The 18,124-nt window shown below is 39.8% G+C and carries 17 protein-coding genes; all 17 read left to right on the top strand.

The window, feature by feature from the left end; translation table 11 throughout:
* The first annotated feature begins 151 nt into the window (after positions 1-151).
* The 17 genes from tviB to B9T26_RS12910 all read left to right on the top strand — a co-directional run bounded on the left by tviB (position 152) and on the right by B9T26_RS12910 (position 18,123).
* Complete coding sequence (gene tviB, locus B9T26_RS12990) at positions 152-1,429, top strand: Vi polysaccharide biosynthesis UDP-N-acetylglucosamine C-6 dehydrogenase TviB (protein ID WP_086200092.1); 1,278 nt, start codon at positions 152-154, stop codon at positions 1,427-1,429.
* A gap of 20 nt (positions 1,430-1,449) precedes the next feature.
* Complete coding sequence (locus B9T26_RS12985) at positions 1,450-2,475, top strand: NAD-dependent epimerase/dehydratase family protein (protein ID WP_086200091.1); 1,026 nt, start codon at positions 1,450-1,452, stop codon at positions 2,473-2,475.
* Positions 2,476-2,546: 71 nt separating this feature from the next.
* Positions 2,547-3,647 carry a lipopolysaccharide biosynthesis protein gene (locus B9T26_RS12980; protein ID WP_227518815.1) on the top strand — a complete coding sequence of 367 codons (1,101 nt, stop codon included), beginning with the start codon at positions 2,547-2,549 and terminating at the stop codon, positions 3,645-3,647.
* Complete coding sequence (locus B9T26_RS12975; protein WP_227518814.1) at positions 3,644-4,255, top strand: acyltransferase; 612 nt, start codon at positions 3,644-3,646, stop codon at positions 4,253-4,255. The genes B9T26_RS12980 and B9T26_RS12975 overlap by 4 nt, the downstream gene beginning before the upstream one ends.
* Positions 4,256-4,395: 140 nt before the next feature.
* Entirely contained in the window at positions 4,396-4,944 is a 549-nt protein-coding gene (locus B9T26_RS12970; RefSeq protein ID WP_086200089.1) for an acyltransferase, read from the top strand.
* 28 nt (positions 4,945-4,972) lie between these two features.
* The gene (locus B9T26_RS12965; RefSeq protein WP_086200088.1) at positions 4,973-6,091 is read left to right on the top strand and encodes a glycosyltransferase; all 1,119 of its coding nucleotides are present in this window, start codon (positions 4,973-4,975) and stop codon (positions 6,089-6,091) included.
* Entirely contained in the window at positions 6,088-7,182 is a 1,095-nt protein-coding gene (locus B9T26_RS12960) for a glycosyltransferase (RefSeq protein WP_086200087.1), read from the top strand. The genes B9T26_RS12965 and B9T26_RS12960 overlap by 4 nt, the downstream gene beginning before the upstream one ends.
* Positions 7,179-8,321, top strand: coding sequence for a glycosyltransferase family 4 protein (locus B9T26_RS12955; protein ID WP_086200086.1), 1,143 nt, complete (start codon positions 7,179-7,181; stop codon positions 8,319-8,321). Before B9T26_RS12960 ends, B9T26_RS12955 begins: the two co-directional genes overlap by 4 nt.
* The gene (locus tag B9T26_RS12950; RefSeq protein ID WP_086200085.1) at positions 8,318-8,926 is read left to right on the top strand and encodes a sugar transferase; all 609 of its coding nucleotides are present in this window, start codon (positions 8,318-8,320) and stop codon (positions 8,924-8,926) included. The genes B9T26_RS12955 and B9T26_RS12950 overlap by 4 nt, the downstream gene beginning before the upstream one ends.
* Positions 8,919-9,575, top strand: a complete 657-nt coding sequence (locus tag B9T26_RS12945; RefSeq protein WP_086200084.1) for an acetyltransferase — start codon at positions 8,919-8,921, stop codon at positions 9,573-9,575. The genes B9T26_RS12950 and B9T26_RS12945 overlap by 8 nt, the downstream gene beginning before the upstream one ends.
* Before the next feature lie 20 nt (positions 9,576-9,595).
* A complete protein-coding gene (locus B9T26_RS12940) occupies positions 9,596-10,765 on the top strand; it encodes a DegT/DnrJ/EryC1/StrS family aminotransferase (protein ID WP_086200083.1) in 1,170 nt (389 codons plus the stop codon).
* A 63-nt stretch (positions 10,766-10,828) separates the two neighbouring features.
* Complete coding sequence (locus tag B9T26_RS12935) at positions 10,829-12,676, top strand: polysaccharide biosynthesis protein (RefSeq protein ID WP_086200082.1); 1,848 nt, start codon at positions 10,829-10,831, stop codon at positions 12,674-12,676.
* 185 nt (positions 12,677-12,861) lie between these two features.
* Complete coding sequence (gene wecB, locus B9T26_RS12930) at positions 12,862-13,986, top strand: non-hydrolyzing UDP-N-acetylglucosamine 2-epimerase (protein WP_086200081.1); 1,125 nt, start codon at positions 12,862-12,864, stop codon at positions 13,984-13,986.
* An 18-nt stretch (positions 13,987-14,004) separates the two neighbouring features.
* Positions 14,005-15,258 carry a UDP-N-acetyl-D-mannosamine dehydrogenase gene (gene wecC, locus B9T26_RS12925; RefSeq protein WP_086200080.1) on the top strand — a complete coding sequence of 418 codons (1,254 nt, stop codon included), beginning with the start codon at positions 14,005-14,007 and terminating at the stop codon, positions 15,256-15,258.
* A gap of 42 nt (positions 15,259-15,300) precedes the next feature.
* Entirely contained in the window at positions 15,301-15,837 is a 537-nt protein-coding gene (locus tag B9T26_RS12920; RefSeq protein ID WP_086200079.1) for an acyltransferase, read from the top strand.
* Positions 15,818-17,011 (top strand): hypothetical protein, encoded by a 1,194-nt coding sequence (locus B9T26_RS12915; RefSeq protein WP_143223027.1) that lies wholly within the window; start codon positions 15,818-15,820, stop codon positions 17,009-17,011. Before B9T26_RS12920 ends, B9T26_RS12915 begins: the two co-directional genes overlap by 20 nt.
* Positions 17,012-17,019: 8 nt before the next feature.
* Complete coding sequence (locus tag B9T26_RS12910; protein ID WP_143223026.1) at positions 17,020-18,123, top strand: glycosyltransferase; 1,104 nt, start codon at positions 17,020-17,022, stop codon at positions 18,121-18,123.
* Position 18,124: the final 1 nt, after the last annotated feature.

Genomic DNA, 18,124 nt, shown 5'->3' with positions numbered 1-18,124 from the left:
TTTTAATTAAATAAAAACCGTTATTTGTTCTGATTGGTTCATCCACTTTTTAATCAATTGCCGTATAAATTAATAACAGAAAGAATTTGATTTTCTGCTATAATATAAGCCGTTTTTACTCTTAGATTATACAAATAAGCAAGGCTCAAAAATGCTAACTCTGTCAGAACTCAAGATTGCCATTATTGGTCTAGGATATGTTGGTTTACCCTTGGCTGTAGAGTTTGGGAAAAAAGTTCCTGTTGTAGGTTTTGATATTCATCAAAAACGTATTGATGAGCTGCGAAGTGGTCAAGATCATACTTTAGAAGTATCACCTGAAGAATTAAAGCTGGCGAACCATCTCAGCTATACAACAAATTTAGAAGATTTAAAGAGCTGCAACTTCTTTATTGTGACCGTTCCCACCCCAATTGATGAGTTCAAGCAACCAGATTTAACACCGTTGGTGAAAGCATCGCAAAGCATCGGCAAAGTGTTGGAAAAAGGCGATATCGTGGTCTATGAGTCAACGGTATATCCAGGTGCAACAGAAGAAGTCTGTATTCCGGAATTGGAAAAAGTATCAGGCTTGAAATTCAATCAGGATTTCTTTGCGGGTTACAGCCCAGAGCGTATTAATCCGGGTGATAAGTTGCACCGCGTAACCAATATCTTAAAAATTACTTCGGGCTCTACACCAGAAGTCGCGGATTTTGTCGATCAGGTCTATAACCTGATTATTGAAGCCGGCACGCATAAGGCTGCCAGCATTAAAGTGGCAGAAGCTGCGAAAGTCATTGAAAATACCCAGCGTGATGTCAATATCGCCCTGATTAATGAGCTTGCATTGATCTTCAATAAAATGGGCATTGATACAGAAGCGGTACTGCAAGCAGCGGGAACCAAGTGGAATTTCCTGCCGTTCCGTCCGGGTCTGGTGGGTGGTCACTGTATTGGTGTCGATCCCTATTATTTAACCCATAAAGCACAAGCCATTGGCTATAACCCGGAAATTATTTTGGCTGGCCGTCGTTTGAATGATGGGATGGGTGCTTATGTGGTGACCCAATTGGTCAAAGGCATGCTGAAAAAACGCATTCAGGTTGAAGATGCCAAAGTACTGATTTTAGGACTCAGTTTTAAAGAAAACTGCCCGGATATTCGTAATACCCGTATTATCGACATTATTAAAGAATTGCAAGAATATCATGTCAATGTTGATGTTTATGATCCCTGGGTGGATGCTAAAGAAGCAGAACATGAATATGGCATTAGCCCAATTCAAACATTAGAAGATAATACTTACGATGCTGTGATTTTGGCGGTGGCACACAATCAGTTTAAAGAGATGGGTGCAGCTAAAATTCGTGCTTTAGGCAAGTCTGAGCATGTGCTTTATGATCTGAAATATGTGTTGTCTCAGTCTGAAGCTGATATCCGTTTATAAGCTGTGTTTTAGGAAAAATCATGAACGCATTTAATAAAATCTGTGAACAATTGCAACAACAGCCTAAAACCTGGCTGGTGACGGGTGTCGCAGGCTTTATTGGCTCAAATTTACTTGAAACTTTGCTCAAACTGAACCAGAAAGTGGTGGGCTTGGACAACTTTGCCACTGGCCATCAGTATAATTTGGATGAAGTGCAGGGTTCGGTTACTCCGGAGCAATGGGCAAAATTCAGCTTTATTGAAGGCGATATCCGTCAGCTTGAAGACTGTCAAAAGGCCTGTGCCGGTGTGGATTATGTCTTGCACGAAGCCGCTTTAGGTTCGGTGCCACGTTCCATTGCCGATCCGATCACCACCAATGCCACCAATATCAGCGGTTTTCTGAATATGTTGACTGCGGCACGTGATGCTCAAGTATCCAGTTTTACCTATGCAGCCAGCAGTTCGACCTATGGTGATCATCCTGCATTGCCTAAAGTGGAAGAAAATATTGGTAATCCACTTTCACCTTATGCCGTAACTAAATATGTTAATGAGCTGTATGCCGATGTTTTTGCCCGTAGTTACGGTTTTAAAGCAGTCGGCCTGCGCTATTTCAACGTTTTTGGCCAGCGTCAGGATCCGAACGGTGCCTATGCAGCAGTGATTCCTAAATGGACCGCAGCGATGATTGCCGGTGATGATGTTTTCATTAATGGTGATGGCGAAACCAGTCGTGATTTCTGTTTTATTGACAATACGGTGCAAGCCAATATTCTTGCAGCGACGACTGTGAATGATGCAGTAAAAAATCAGGTTTATAATGTTGCAGTCGGTGATCGTACCACGTTGAATGATTTGTTTAATGCCATTAAAGTGGCATTGGCAGAAAACGGCGTGAATTATGTCAAAGATCCGGTCTACCGTGAATTCCGTGCCGGGGATGTACGTCATTCCCAAGCCAGCATTGCCAAGATTCAAAATGCTTTGGGTTATGCGCCAGAATTTCGTATTGATGCGGGCATTCAACTTGCCATGCAGTGGTATGTTCAAAACCTGAAATGAGCTTAGCCACGCTAGCAGCCAAATATAAATCGATTGGTTTAATCACATCGAGTCTTTTGGTGGGTGCGATAATGACATTTATCGCACTTCCTTTTTTAACGCGTCTTTATCCCGTACACGACTTTGGCCAGTATGGCGTAGCCCTGGCAATCATTAGTGTCTTATCGACCGTTGCCAATTTGCGTCTCGATCAAGCCTTATTGGTTGCAGAACCGCATCACCAAAAAAGCCTCATCTTTGAGAGTAATGTCTTTTCTTTGGTTTTGTCCGGGATAGCGGCAGCAATACTGAGTTTTTTTTATCATTGGGATATGGTAGCCGCCATTGCCTTAGGGATATTTTCCAATACCTTCATTCAAAGCATTTATAATTATAAGTTTGCCCATGAGGCAGAACTCTTTTGTGCCGGCTTGAATATTTTTAGAAGTCTGATTGTAGTCGCAGTGCAATTAACTTTACCGTTGTTTTATTCCATTGCTTTGATTAATAGTTATAGCGTCAGTTCATTGCTGATGATTGTGCTGTTAATGTTATATGTTATGAAAACCAAGCTTTATCAGGTGAGTTGGTACAGCTTTAAACATTATAAAGATTTTATTTTCAGCAATACTCCGCATGCTTTACTGAATAGTTTTTCACATAATTTGCCCTATTATGTTGTGTCACATTTTGTCGGTTATCAAGCGGTTGGTTTTTATGCCATTGTCGAACGGACATTACGTGTTCCCATCAATTTGATGTCGCAAACCATCCGGCAGTTTTTTATCCGTCGCTTTTATCAGCAAGACTCGGCACATGAAGCCTTAAAAAGCAGTATTTTTTTAAGTCTGCTGTCGTTGCCATTCTTTGCGATTTTCTTTGTCTTGCCTGAATCGGTCTATCTGCTGATTTTTGGAGCAGAGTGGGGCGGGATCTCCTTATATTTTCAAATACTGGCTTTGGGGTATTGGGCAGTATTTTGTAATCCGCCCAGTTCGGCCTATTTAATTGCAAAACGAAATAGCCGGGTGCTGTTTAGATTGCAGGCGATTGAATTGGGTATTAAAGTCATTTTATTCTGTGGTTTATATCTGTCTATTAGCGATAAAATCTATATGCTATTGGCGGTACCGGTTGCCCTGATATTTTATAACTTTGCCATTTTGTATGTGGTGTGGAGAAGTGCCAAGTGATTTTTTTTAAAGCCTTAAAATTGCTGAACTGGTTCTCTGCATTGTGCCGAAAAAGTATTTATAACCTGGCGTTTGGCACGCAGTTTAAATACTTTGGCCGTCGCAGCAAGCTGGAAATTGCTGGTCAGGTCAAGATCGGCAAAAATGTCTATATCGGTGATGATGTCAGCCTGATTGTGGAACCGGGCGCCAGCTTAATCATTGAGGACAACAGCTTTATTGGTGAAAGCTGTTATATCAAATGTTTTGGTGGCAACATTCATATTGGTCGAGATGTCAGTATTAATTCCAAGTCATTTTTAAATGGCTGCGGTGGTCTCAATATTGGACATAGCACCCGAATTGGCACGCAAAGCATTATGATCGCCAGCAACCATAAATTTGATGATCCCGATGTTTTGATCAAAGATCAAATTACTAAACAGGGAATTCATCTGGGTGAAAATATCTGGTTGGGCGCGCGTGTGACAGTACTTGATGGCGTCAATATTGCCGATAATGTCGTGGTCGGCGCCTGTTCTCTGGTAAGTAAAACCATCACTGAGGCAGGGGTGTATGTTGGCATTCCTGCCAAGAAGTTGGAAAAGTCCTTACAGTCAGTAGATTAAACCAATATGTGGGGCAGTATCTGTTAGGCTTATTTTCGGTTAAAATAATCTGTCGAAAAAATGGGCTGATGAAAGCCCATTTTCTTTTGCTGTTTCACTTAAATTATTGCCTTTATCGGATCGTTACACAGGTTTCAATCATGATTTTTATCCGTGCTATTTTTAATGCTGTCTATGATTTGGCCTATTTCTTTGCCAAAGGCAGTGTGGCATACGCTCGGAAGAAAGGCGTGACGATCGGCAACAATTGCAGAATCTACATTCGCAGTTGGGGCTCCGAACCCTTTTTGGTGAGCATTGGTGATGATGTTACCGTGACCTCAGGGGTAAAATTTATTACCCATGATGGCAGTACCTGTTTGGTCAAAGATGAACATAACAAGCGTTACCAGCGTTTTGCGCCAATTCAGGTCGGTTCGCATGTGTTTATCGGGGTCAATAGCATTATTATGCCTGGCGTGAAGATTGGCTCGAATGTGGTGATTGGCGCAGGCTCAGTTGTGACCAAAGATATTCCGGATAATGCCGTGGCGATTGGCGTACCGGCCAAGGTGGTGTCTAGTTTTGAAGATTACCAAGACAAAATTAAAGCCAGCTGTGCCAGTGATACTGACCTGGCCGGCATCACCGATTATGCCGAGCGGGTACAGCGGGCCATCGACATTCAGGCCTTAAAACAATCGCATTAATTTCCCCCCCCCACATTTAGGTTTGATTATGTTGAATAAAGTGATGTTCTTTTTACCAACTTTAGGTGGTGGCGGGGCAGAACGTACGGTCATTCAATTGGCCAATAACTTTGTACAGCGTGGGGTACAGGTTGATGTTGCAGTGTGTGACTTAAGCGGCGCTAAATCCAAGTTATTAGCCGAAGTAGACCCTAAAATTGAGCTGGTCAATTTTGACTGTGGACGTGTGGCCAGTGTTTTAATGCCATTAAAACAGCGTTTGCAGGCACATGATTATGATTGCATCATTGCAACGCAAACTCACAGCAATATCGTTTGTGCCTTGGCAAAAAAATTAGCCAGAAGTCAGGCAAAACTGATTTTACGTGAAGTATCCACGCCATCGAAAAATATGAAACTGCAGGGTTTATCAAAATTTATTTTAAAAACCTTGGTGAATTTTACCTATCCAGCTGCCGATCATGTGGTTTGTGTATCCAATGGTGTATTGGATGATTTTCGTGAATATTATGCTTATCCAAAAGCGAATTTAGTCACCATTTACAACCCTGTTATTGATGATGCCTATTTTGAAAAATTAAAAGTACCTGTTGCACATCGATTTTTTCAGCCTGAACACAAAGTGGTACTGGCAGTAGGTCGTCTCACCGAAGCGAAAAACTTTGCTTGCCTGATTCGTGCTTTTGCCCAATGTCATGCCAAGCACCCCGAAACACGGTTGATTATTTTAGGTGAAGGTGAATTACGCGGTGAACTCGAGCAATTGGTACATGACTTAGGCTTAAGCGATGTGGTGGATTTGCCGGGCTTTGATTCCAATCCCTATGCCTATTTTAAATATGCGGAACTGTTTGTTTTAAGCTCAAACTGGGAAGGTTTACCGGGCGTGTTGATTCAAGCCTTGGCCTCTAAAATTAAGGTGGTCAGTACCAATTGCCCAAGTGGGCCATTGGAAATTCTGGCCAATTCAAAGTTTGGCTTACTGGTTGAATGTGATGATGTGGATGGTTTGGCTAGTGCCATGCAACACGCCATTTTTCAGCATGTTATAAACTTTAATGCGCAAGAGTTTGAACAGCATTGTCAGCAATTTCATAAAACTGCGGTGTTACAACGCTATGCAAGCCTGATGGAGTCCTCATCATGAGCAAGCCGGTAATGGTTCATGTGATCACCAACTTTGCGGGTGTAGGCGGGGCAGAAATGATGCTGTCACGGCTGGTTCAGCAAACCCAACATGAATATGATCATGTGATTATTACATTGATGAAAGTATCCGAGGTTTATGCCGATACGCTGGCTTTGTGTCAGTCATACTACGCTTTAAACTGGAATGGTCTAAATACCTTAAGCACTCTTAAAAAACTCCGTAATTTACTGCAAGCATTAGCTCCAAAAACGGTGCAATGCTGGATGTATCATGCCAATGTGCTGACCAGCCTCAGTGTTATGGGGTTGGCGAATCCACCGAATGTGTTTTGGGGCATTCATCACTCATTGGCTTCAACTCAAGAGGAATCTATCAGCACCAAAGTTGCTTTAGCACTGAGTAAAATACTCGCAGTGAAGCCCAGAGGCATTGTTTATTGTGCCCATTCTGCTTTGGAGCAGCATCAAAACTTTGGCCTGAACAATACCAATTCACAGGTGATTGCCAATGGTGTATCTCTGGATAAATTTCAGCCCAATCCTGAGTTGCATGAACCATGTGTGATCGGTTTTGCCGGACGTTATCACACGGCTAAAGGCTATCCCTATTTATTTGAAACCATGGGCTTGCTGAAAGACAAGAACATCATTTTTAAAATAGCAGGTAGTGGTGCCAGCCTGAATCATCCTGAAGTTAAAGCTTTATTTGAGCAATATCAACTGGATGAAAAAAAAGTGCAGTTGCTTGATCAAATCTTTGATATGCCGGCCTTTTATCAATCGATGGATGCCTTCCTGATGACCTCGATTACCGAAGGTTTTCCCAATGTGCTGGTGGAAGCGATGGCATCCGGTTTGCCCTGTATCAGTACCGATGTTGGCGATGCCAAATATATCGTGCAAGAGCTGGGTTCGATTGTTCCGCCACGTGATGCGGATGCTTTGGCAAAAGCCATCATGGATTATGTTGACTTGAGTCCAAGCCAGAAACTTGAACTGAAACAATTAACCCGTCAACGTGTAGAACAGAATTTTAGTATCGAATATGTCAGTCAGCAGTATCTGGCAGCGTGGAGACAGCAGGCATGAAGTTTTTAATGATTTGTAGCTATCTTCCTTCAGCCTTGAATTTTAGGGGAAAACTGTTAGAAGCCATTCACGCTAAAGGCTATGAAATTCATGTGTTCGCACCTGACTTGACAGACTTTGCTGATGAATTAAAGCAGTTGCAGCAGTTGGGCTATCAGGTTCATTCGATCCCGATGCAACGCGCAGGCACCAATCCGATTGCCGATCTCAAGTTGCTCAAAAGCATGTATCAGATGATCCGTAAAATTCAGCCGGATTATGTACTGTCTTATACCATTAAACCGGTCATTTACGGCACGCTGGCTGCATGGCTAGCTAAAGTGCCGCATCGTTTTGCGCTGATTACAGGTTTAGGTTATGCCTTTCAAAATATTGAAGCGGGCAAACGCAGCCTGTTCCAAAAAATGGTACATGGCCTCTATGCACAGGCACTCAAGCATGCCGAAAAAGTTTTTTTTCAGAATCCGGATGATCTCAAGCTATTCCAAGACATGAACTTGCTTGATACCCATAAGCCCACAGTAGTGGTGAATGGCTCTGGCGTGAATGTGCAGGACTTTGAGGTCATGCCATTGCCATTGAATGGACAAGCTGAAGTCAAAGCATCTTTTCTGTTGATTGCCCGTTTACTGGGAGATAAAGGTGTCCGAGAATATGCTGAAGCAGCAGGCCTGATTAAAGCAAAATATCCCGAAGCAGAATTCCATTTGGTGGGCTGGATTGATGAAAATCCATCTGCGATTTCTCAATCAGAACTCGATAGCTGGATCAGCGACAACACGCTCAATTATTGGGGTAAGCTGAGTGATGTACGCCCGGCCATTGCGGCAAGTTCGGTGTATGTGTTGCCTTCGTATCGTGAGGGTACTCCACGTACCGTCTTGGAAGCCATGGCTATGGGTCGAGCGATCATTACCACCGATGCACCGGGCTGCCGTGAAACGGTATCCAATGGCGTAAATGGCTATCTGGTCGGGGTGAAATCGGTCGATGATCTGGTTCAAACCATGCAGTATTTTATCCAAGACCCAAAACTCATGACCTATATGGGTCAGCGTTCACGCGAAATTGCGCTGCATAAATATGATGTGCATCAAGTGAATAAACACATGATGGCGGAAATGGGAGTATTAGCATGATGAAACGTGTTTTAGATGTAGTAATTGCATCCACGGCATTGCTACTTTTATCTCCACTGTATTTTATTGTGGCGCGCAAGGTGAGGAAGAATCTGGGTTCACCGGTGCTGTTTCGTCAGGTGCGTCCGGGGCTGCACGGTAAACCTTTTGAAATGATTAAGTTCCGTACCATGAAAGATGCTGTGGATGAAAACGGCAACCCATTACCGGATAGTGAACGCCTGACCTCATTTGGCAAAATGCTGCGTGCAACCAGTTTGGATGAAATGCCGGAACTGTGGAATGTGATCAAGGGCGATATGAGTATTGTCGGCCCGCGTCCGTTGTTGATGGAATACTTACCTTTATATAATAGCGAACAAGCCAAGCGCCATAATGTGCGTCCGGGCATGACCGGACATGCACAGGTGAATGGCCGCAATGCCATTTCATGGGAAGAAAAATTCAAGCTTGATACCTGGTATGTGGAAAATCAATCGCTTTGGCTAGACTTTAAAATTATGCTAAAAACAGTGAAAAAAGTGATTGCCAAAGATGACATCAGTGCCGAAGGTGAAGTGACCATGAGTAAATTCACCGGCACGCCGGAACATAAAAATGACTAGACTCTATGCAATTTACGGCGCTTCAGGTTGCGGACGCAGTCTGATGCCTGTGGCACGCCAGCAACTGGCACGTGAAAATGATGCCTCTGAAATTGTCTTTATTGATGATGCCCTGACTGAAGTGAGTAGGGTAAACGGTCATCGTGCCATGAATTATGCGGCATTTTGTGCCGAAGACGCAGCAGTGAAAGCAGTGCAGATCGCCATCGCCAACAGTAAAATTCGTGAAAAAATTGCCAGTCAACTTGAAGCTGATGGTATTAAGCTATGGTCGATTTCTGCCGACAATGTTGTGCTGATGGATGATGCCCAGATTGCAGCAGGTGCAGCCTTAAGTCCATTTGTCAGCATTACCTCGAATATTAAAATCGGCAAATGTTTCCATGCCAATTTATACAGCTATGTCGAGCATGATTGTGTGATTGGGGATTTTGTTACTTTCGCGCCAGGCGTAAAATGCAACGGCAATATTCATATTCAAGACCATGCCTATATTGGTGCCGGTGCCATGATCAAGCAGGGCACACCTGATCAACCTTTGGTAATTGGCCGTGGTGCGATTGTCGGTATGGGCGCTGTGGTGACCAAAAGTGTGCCGGCTGGCGTGACCGTGGTGGGCAATCCTGCTCGTATAGTCGAATCCAAATAGAATTAAGCTAGGAAAATTTCATGTTAAACAGTGCATTTGAGCCGTGGCCAAGTTTCACGCAAGCAGAGGCAGATGCGGTTTCAAAAGTTCTCTTATCCAATAAAGTGAATTATTGGACCGGTCAGGAATGTCGTGAATTTGAAAAAGAATTCGCACAATTTGCAGGAACCAAACATGCCGTGGCTGTGGCGAACGGCACTGTCGCACTCGATCTGGCATTGAAAGCACTGGACATTGGTCAGGGTGATGATGTGATTGTCACCTCACGCACCTTTCTGGCTTCAGCCAGTTCGATTGTGACTGCGGGTGCCAATCCGGTTTTTGCTGATGTTGAGCTGGATTCTCAAAATATTTCACGCCGTAGCATTGAGGCCGTATTAACTCCAAAGACCAAAGCCATTATCTGTGTGCATTTGGCCGGCTGGATGTGTGATATGGACCCGATCATGCAATTGGCCGCAGAAAAAGGCCTCTATGTGATTGAAGACTGCGCCCAGGCGCATGGTGCGATGTATAAAGGCAAATCTGCCGGTTCCATTGGTCATATTGGGGCTTGGTCATTCTGTCAGGACAAGATCATGACCACCGGCGGTGAAGGGGGAATGGTCACCACCAATGATGAAAGTCTTTGGAAAAAAATGTGGTCTTATAAAGATCATGGCAAAAACTTTGATAGCGTCTACAACACCCAGCATCCGCCGGGATTCCGCTGGCTGCATGACTCCTTTGGTACCAACTGGCGCATGATGGAAATGCAGGCGGTGATCGGTCGTATTCAGCTGAAACTGATGCCTGAATGGACTGCAAAGCGTCTTGAAAATATGCACAAAATTCAAACTGCCTTTGCTCACAGTCTTTATTTCACTGTCGCGCAGCCCTCAAGTGATTATGTACATGCTGCTTATAAATGTTATGTGCAAGTGAAGACCGATGCACTGCCTGAAGGCTGGTCACGTGACCGCATCATGGCTGAAATTAATGCCTTGGGCGTACCCTGTTTTAGTGGTTCATGTTCAGAAGTGTATTTGGAAAAGGCATTCGACCAAACCCCTTGGCGTCCTGAACAGCGTTTGCAGAATGCCAAACAGCTTGGTGAAAGCAGTCTGATGTTCCTGGTACATCCCACTTTGTCTGAACAGAGCATGCAAAAAACCATTACTGCGATTCAGACGGTGATGGCAGATATTTAAAGGGGAATGGGCGTATAATATGCGCCATTCAGTTTTCTGACTTTGACCGACCTAGAGCCCTTTGTGAAAGACATTATTCGATATTTAGCATCTTTGCCACGTCGTCAAAAACAGGTTGTTCTGGTGGCAATGGATATCTGTGTCTTGCCTTTTATTATGTGGCTGGTGTATGCCATTCGTTTGGCCAAACCCGATGTCGCAGTGATGCAAGGGCTTGATTTCTGGTATATCCATGTGGGTGTACTGGGTGTGCTTATTTTCGCCTTGTTCGGTATTTATAGTGCGATTGTTCGTTCCTTTAACGAAGATTATTTACTGCGTTTATCCATTGCGACTTTTATCCAGATTGTGGGTTTGTATGCCATTAAAAAATTAGGTTTGGCATTTATTCCTATGAGTATTCCACTGATGTACGGCTTTGTGCTGTTCTCATGGATGTGGTGGAGTCGGGCGGTGATCCGTTATGCCACATTACGTACGTTTGTGAAAAAGCAAAATCGTAAACGGGTGGCCATTTATGGTGCCGGACTTGCCGGACAGCAAATTGCGGCGGCATTGAACCGTTCAGATTATTATTTGCCGGTATGTTTTATTGATGACAAGACCTCATTACAGGGGCAGTCTTTAAGCGGATTACACATTTATTCGGCTAAAAAAGCATTGGGTAAACTGCAAAAATTTCAAATAGAAGAAATATTACTGGCCATGCCATCTGCGACACGCAGTCGTAAAAAAGCCATCATTGAATCTTTTGAGTTGGCTCAAGTCAAAATTATGGAGTTACCCGGGGTTACTCAACTGGTCGATGGTCAGGTGCAGGTTTCCGATATTCAGGAAGTCGATATTATTGATTTGCTCGGACGTGATCCTGTGCCACCCAAAGCGGAGCTTTTAGAAAAAAATATCAAAAACAAGGTGGTGATGGTGACTGGGGCAGGGGGCTCGATTGGTTCGGAACTATGCCGTCAAATTGTGAAACATCAGCCTAAGCTTCTGGTTTTATTCGAGATGTCTGAATTTGCCTTGTACTCCATCGATCGTGAATTACAGGCCAAAGAAATTGCAGTAGTTCCGGTTTTAGGTTCTGTCACCAATCAGGCCAAATTGGAACGCATCATTGCCGAGTATCAGGTACAAACTGTCTATCATGCAGCAGCCTATAAACATGTGCCATTGGTGGAAGCCAATCCGTTTGAAGGAATCTACAACACTTCAATTGGCACAGCACGCAGTGTTGATGCAGCTGTGAATCAGGGCGTTGAAACCTTTGTTTTAATCTCCACCGATAAAGCCGTGCGCCCGACCAATGTCATGGGGGCGTCTAAACGGATGGCGGAGCTGTATTGTCAGGGTTTAGCATCAACCCATCCTAAAACCCAAATCAGTATTGTACGTTTTGGCAATGTCTTAGGTTCATCGGGTTCCGTGGTGCCGCTGTTTAAAAAGCAGATAGCCCAAGGCGGACCGGTCACGGTGACCCATCCGGAAGTGACGCGTTACTTTATGACCATACCTGAAGCCGCACAACTGGTGATTCAGGCAGGTGCGATGGGTACGGGTGGTGACGTATTTTTACTGGATATGGGGGAACCAGTTAAAATTGTGGATTTAGCCAAGCAAATGATTCGTTTAAGCGGTTTTCGTCCCATCGATGAAAATGGCTTAGGGGATATTGCGATTCAGTTTACCGGATTGCGTCCGGGTGAAAAGCTGTATGAGGAGCTGTTAATAGATCAGGAAAGTGTTGAGAATACACAGCATTCTCGGATATTAAAATCTTATGAAAAATATTATTCATGGCAAGAAATTTTAACAGTTTTCGATCGTCTGAATATGTTGGGTCGGGAAAGTGCTGAAACAAAACCGCTATATACATTATTAAATAAATATGTATCTGGTTTTAATAGATAATAGTCAGCTATTAATAAGAGTTTTTATTAATAAGCATCGATATATTTTTTTGTTCACTCATGCAATAAATAGAGTTTGGTAAAAAAAGTAAACAAAATCTTTTATTTAAAATAATCATGAAAATTGCTAGAATATTAATCTGAATTTAAGTCTTATTTTTACTATAATTTAGATAGGGATTTTGCGTGAAAAAAGTTCTACTTGTTTTTGGTACAAGACCCGAAGCAATTAAAATGGCGCCTTTAGCGTTACTGTTAAAAGAAAATAACCAAAGCTTCGAAACAAAGGTCTGTGTAACGGGTCAACATCGTCAAATGTTGGATCAGGTTCTTGAACTTTTTAATTTGACTCCTGATTTTGATTTAAATTTAATGAAACCGGGTCAAACACTTTCTGATGTAACTTCTGGAGTTTTAAAGGGCTTAGAGGCGGTTTTTGCAGAATGGCTGCCAGATGTCGTATTAGTGCATGGCGACACGGCAACCACATTTGCAGCATCGCTGGCTGCATACTATCACAAGGTGAAAATTGGTCATGTTGAAGCCGGATTACGCACAGGCGATATTTACTCACCCTGGCCGGAAGAAGCGAACCGTAAGCTAACCGGAGCATTGGCAAATTATCATTTTGCACCAACCCAATCCTCTTATAATAATTTAATTAAAGAAAATATTAATCCGGAAAATATAACAATTACAGGAAATACCGTAATTGATGCTTTATTGAAGGTGAAAGAAAAAGTAGAAACTGATCATAAACTTATTGATGATTTTAAAACTCAATTCAGTTTCTTGGATGAAAATAAAAAACTGATTTTAGTTACCGGTCACCGCCGTGAAAACTTTGGTCAAGGCTTCTTAAATATTTGTCAGGCATTGGCGAATATTGCTCAAAAATATTCAGATGTACAAATTGTATATCCGGTACATTTAAATCCAAATGTACAAAAACCTGTGAATGAACTTTTATCAGGTATTTCAAATATTCATTTAATCGCCCCTCAGGATTATCTGCCTTTTGTATATCTCATGAATCGCAGTTATTTAATTTTGACTGATTCTGGCGGTATTCAGGAAGAAGCACCATCTTTAGGTAAGCCTGTACTGGTCATGCGTGATACCACTGAACGCCCTGAAGCTGTAGAGGCAGGCACTGTAAAACTGGTAGGAACAGATACGACAGTAATTGAAAAATCTGTAACCGATTTATTAACAAATAATGAGCTGTATAAACAAATGGCAGAAGCGCATAACCCGTATGGGGATGGAACTTCATGTCAACAAATTATTGAATTTTTAAAGAATAACTGAGTAAGTGTAAGTAATATTATGAATAATCAATTTAAACATATTTGTGTTATTGGCCTTGGGTATATTGGTTTGCCTACAGCAGCGACTTTTGCTGCTCACGGCATTCAAGTTACAGGCGTGGATGTTAATCAGCATGCTGTCAACATGATTAACCAGGGTAGGGTACATATTGTTGAACCCGACTTAGATGCTTTAGTAAAAGTGGTCGTTGCAAAGGGTATGTTATCTGCACAAACAACTCCGGTTGAAGCAGATGCGTACATTGTTGCGGTACCAACACCGTTTAAAGATGATTACCAGCCCGATCTTAAATACATTGAAGTAGCCTCTAAAGCTTTAGCACCTTATTTAAAACCGGGTAATTTAGTTATTCTTGAGTCAACTTCACCTGTAGGTGCGACTGAACAAATGGCAGCATGGTTAGCTGAAGCACGTCCAGACTTAACCTTCCCTGAACAGGCAGGCGAGCAAGCAGATATTTTAGTTGCGCATTGTCCTGAACGTGTATTGCCAGGTAAGGTTCTACAAGAACTGATTAGTAATGACCGAATTATTGGTGGTATGACAACGCGTTGTTCAACTGCTGCATGTAATTTGTATAAAACATTTGTACAGGGCAGTTGTATTGAAACCAATGCACGTACTGCTGAAATGTGTAAGCTCACAGAAAATTCATTTCGTGATGTAAACATTGCTTTTGCCAATGAATTATCAATTATTTGTGACAAGCTCGATATCAATGTTTGGGAACTGATTGCACTTGCTAACCGTCACCCGCGTGTCAATATTTTACAGCCGGGTCCGGGTGTAGGCGGGCACTGTATTGCAGTTGATCCTTGGTTTATTGTAGCGAAAACCCCTGAACAGGCGCGCTTAATTCGTACTGCCCGTGAAGTAAATGATTCGAAGCCTGAATGGGTGATTGACCAGGTGAAAATTAAGATTGCCGAGTTTTTACAGGCAAACCCAGAAAAAACCATTCAAGATGTAACGGTTGCTTGTTATGGTTTGGCATTTAAGCCAGATATTGATGACCTGCGTGAAAGCCCTGCTTTAGAAATTACGAAGAAATTGGCTGAACAAGGTTTAAATATTTTAGCGATTGAGCCTAATATTTCTGAGTTGCCAAAAAAGTTAATAGGAAAAGTTGAATTAGTTCATTTAGATGAGTCGAGTAAAGCTGATATTAAGGTGGTATTAGTCGCTCATAAAGAGTTTAAGAAAAATACTCATCTTACTAAAAAAGATGTTGTTTCTTTGGTAAATCTCTAATTATTATTTCACAAGGATGTGAATTTTTCTTTTGAGTAATTTATGAAATTATTTTTTAAGCTTTTAATTCTTTTAACAAGTGGGCCATTATTTTCATTAAAATTTCTAAGAAATTTAAGATGGTATGCATATAAAAATTTTTTTAATACAAATTTATTTTATGTTGCTGAATATGTAAAAATTGTTCAAGCACATCCTAATAAAGGAAGTTTTATAAAATTTGGGAAAAGTGTGCATGTGGGAGAATATGCTTATATAGATTATTCTGGAGGAATACAGATTGGTAATCATGTAGCAATATCAGAAGGTGTAAAAATATTCACTCATAATCATAATGTGCATGGAGTATATAGGGATTGGAATAAAAATGAGAAAGTTTTTTCAAATTTATTAATTCAAGATTATGCATGGATAGGTGCTAATAGCATGATTTTAGAAACTGTAAACGAAATAGCAGAGGGTAGTATAATTGCTGCCGGAGCAGTTTTGACGAAAAATACAGAGCCTTACTCAATTTATGCTGGAAATCCAGCTAAAAAAATAGGTGAACGTTTGGTAAGTGAAATCAATGCAATTTAATAGAAAAAATATACTTTCTTTATTAATATATATATTAAGTGTAGCTGCTTTTACCTTAACAGATTTTTTTGTCATAAGTTTTGATGATAATAACATTATTGCTGATTGGGCTTTTTATAAGTCTTCAATTTTTATAGTAGGATCAATTTGTATATTAGGATTTGATCAACTATTATTAAGAAATATAAATTCATATTCTGTACTAAAAAAGCAATTTTTAGTACAGAGCTTTGTTATTTCATTAATTATTATTTCCGTTTTCTACTATTTTCAAACATTTGAAAAATCAATTTATATGGGAATAATAGGTTTTACATATTCATATTTAATGTTTCAAGCAGGTTTTTATAGAGCTAACGGTAATTTAACACAATCCCAAATTAGAACAAATTTTTGGAAAATAATTTTTTTGGCTTTTTTAATATTTTTTTATTTCTTTAATTTTAATTTAAATTTGCCATTATTATTAATACTATCAATGTTATTTATCGTTTTTTTGGATATTCTTTCTAAAAATCATACTTCTTCACAGAGTCAATTTAATTTTAATGATTTTAAGGTGAATACTATAGTAGGTTTTTATTTGTTTTTACATAGTTTTAGCTTAGTTATTGCCAATTATGGAGAACAATTTTTAATTAATATTTATAATAAAAAAGAAATTTCCTCATTAATTTTTACTTATAATACAATATATAATTCTGTTATATTAGCTGCTATAGCATTTATTGGTTTTGCATTAGGTCCAAAAGTAAGAAATGATAAATATTTTAACAAAAAAAAGTATATTAAATATATGCTTAATATTTTGTTAATTGCCATTTTTATATCTTTAATTAATTCTATTGTAGTATATATTTTTTATGACTATCTGCCATTTAATTTTGCCTTTGAAAAGGACTTGTATATACTAATTTTAGTATTATCATTATTGAAATCTATATATATTATGCCATCTTTATGTTTGGGCGTATTTGGTACAAATGATAGTTTAAAGAAATCTTCAATTATAAGTTTGATTTTGGCTTTGATTTATGTGATATGTTTTTTATTTTTGTTAAAATATAATTTTAGATATCTAGTTCAAGGCTTGCTGTTAGTTATGCTATTACAATGGATTGGAAAGATTTTTATATCAAATCACTATGTAATGAAAGAATTAGATAAAAAGTAGGTATCATTTTGAATAATCGATTAAGCATTATAGCGCCTTTACCTAACTTGAAGAAAAGGACTAGATTGGCAAAGCTAATAGAGTGTTTACCAAGCAATGTAAACTATAGTTTTTTTGGATGGAAAAGATTGCCTTCGGATAAAGTTGAAGAAAATGGAAATTTTATATTAAATGGGGGAGGATATTCATCTAAAAAAGCTAAAATTATGTACCTATTTTGGATGGTGGCAGTATTTTTTTGCTGTTTATTTAAATTTAAAAGTAATGATAAGGTGTGGGCATTAGGTTTTGAATCTGCATTTCCTGCATTGTTAGCAGCAAAAATTAAAAAATTTGATGTTATTTATGATGATGCTGATAGATTTTCGCAGCTGTTTAATTTTCCTAAAATAATAAAAAATATGCTCGGATACTTAGAAAAGTATGTATCACATAATTGTTTAATTCATATAATTCCTGGCCGCGAAAGATATGATTTTAGCTCAGAGAATTTTTTAATTTTAAAAAATACTCCAACTAGTTTCGATGTGAAAAAATCGAAATTAGTGCATTTAGATTTAGAAATTATTCAAAAAATAAAATCTTATGATTTAAATATTTATGTAAATGGTTGGTTAACTGATACACGTGGTATAGATATTATTAAAAAAATTGCTGAAGCTAGAAAAAATATTTGTTTGCTTATGGCTGGTAGATTAGATTCGGATTTAGCACAACAAATGTTAACTTTTGAAAATGTTATATACTTAGGAGAATTACCTCAATATGAGGCATTGGCTTATTATCGAGTTAGTAATTTTGTGTTAACTTACTATAATCCAATATATCCAATCAATCGAATGGCAGAGGCAAATAAGTGGGGGGATGCTCTACAATATTCTGTTCCTGTAATAGTTAATAAAGAAGTAGTCACAGCAGAGTTTTTAAGATCTTCAAATAGTTGTATATCTGTAAATTATGAAGATCATCAAGGTTTGTTAAATCAACTAGATACGTTAATGTTAAATAAAGAAAAATATGCCCAATTGGTAGAAAATACAAAAAATCTACAGCAGATTTTTCCTACATTTGATGAACAATTAAATAATATTTTTGCAAAAATAGGTATTTAAA

The sequence above is a fragment of the Acinetobacter sp. ANC 4169 genome (genome assembly GCF_002135355.1).
In the GTDB taxonomy this organism is placed as follows: Bacteria; Pseudomonadota; Gammaproteobacteria; order Pseudomonadales; family Moraxellaceae; genus Acinetobacter.
Note: the sequence above shows the minus strand (reverse complement) of the source record. Positions and strands in the feature narration are given on the sequence as shown.

What these genes read in the sequence shown, in the direction of transcription:
- tviB (WP_086200092.1), top strand. Translation starts at nt 152, where the DNA reads ATGCTAACTCTGTCAGAACTCAAGATTGCCATTATTGGTCTAGGATAT.
- B9T26_RS12985 (WP_086200091.1), top strand. Translation starts at nt 1,450, where the DNA reads ATGAACGCATTTAATAAAATCTGTGAACAATTGCAACAACAGCCTAAA.
- B9T26_RS12980 (WP_227518815.1), top strand. Translation starts at nt 2,547, where the DNA reads ATGACATTTATCGCACTTCCTTTTTTAACGCGTCTTTATCCCGTACAC.
- B9T26_RS12970 (WP_086200089.1), top strand. Translation starts at nt 4,396, where the DNA reads ATGATTTTTATCCGTGCTATTTTTAATGCTGTCTATGATTTGGCCTAT.
- B9T26_RS12965 (WP_086200088.1), top strand. Translation starts at nt 4,973, where the DNA reads ATGTTGAATAAAGTGATGTTCTTTTTACCAACTTTAGGTGGTGGCGGG.
- B9T26_RS12960 (WP_086200087.1), top strand. Translation starts at nt 6,088, where the DNA reads ATGAGCAAGCCGGTAATGGTTCATGTGATCACCAACTTTGCGGGTGTA.
- B9T26_RS12955 (WP_086200086.1), top strand. Translation starts at nt 7,179, where the DNA reads ATGAAGTTTTTAATGATTTGTAGCTATCTTCCTTCAGCCTTGAATTTT.
- B9T26_RS12950 (WP_086200085.1), top strand. Translation starts at nt 8,318, where the DNA reads ATGATGAAACGTGTTTTAGATGTAGTAATTGCATCCACGGCATTGCTA.
- B9T26_RS12945 (WP_086200084.1), top strand. Translation starts at nt 8,919, where the DNA reads ATGACTAGACTCTATGCAATTTACGGCGCTTCAGGTTGCGGACGCAGT.
- B9T26_RS12940 (WP_086200083.1), top strand. Translation starts at nt 9,596, where the DNA reads ATGTTAAACAGTGCATTTGAGCCGTGGCCAAGTTTCACGCAAGCAGAG.
- wecC (WP_086200080.1), top strand. Translation starts at nt 14,005, where the DNA reads ATGAATAATCAATTTAAACATATTTGTGTTATTGGCCTTGGGTATATT.
- B9T26_RS12920 (WP_086200079.1), top strand. Translation starts at nt 15,301, where the DNA reads ATGAAATTATTTTTTAAGCTTTTAATTCTTTTAACAAGTGGGCCATTA.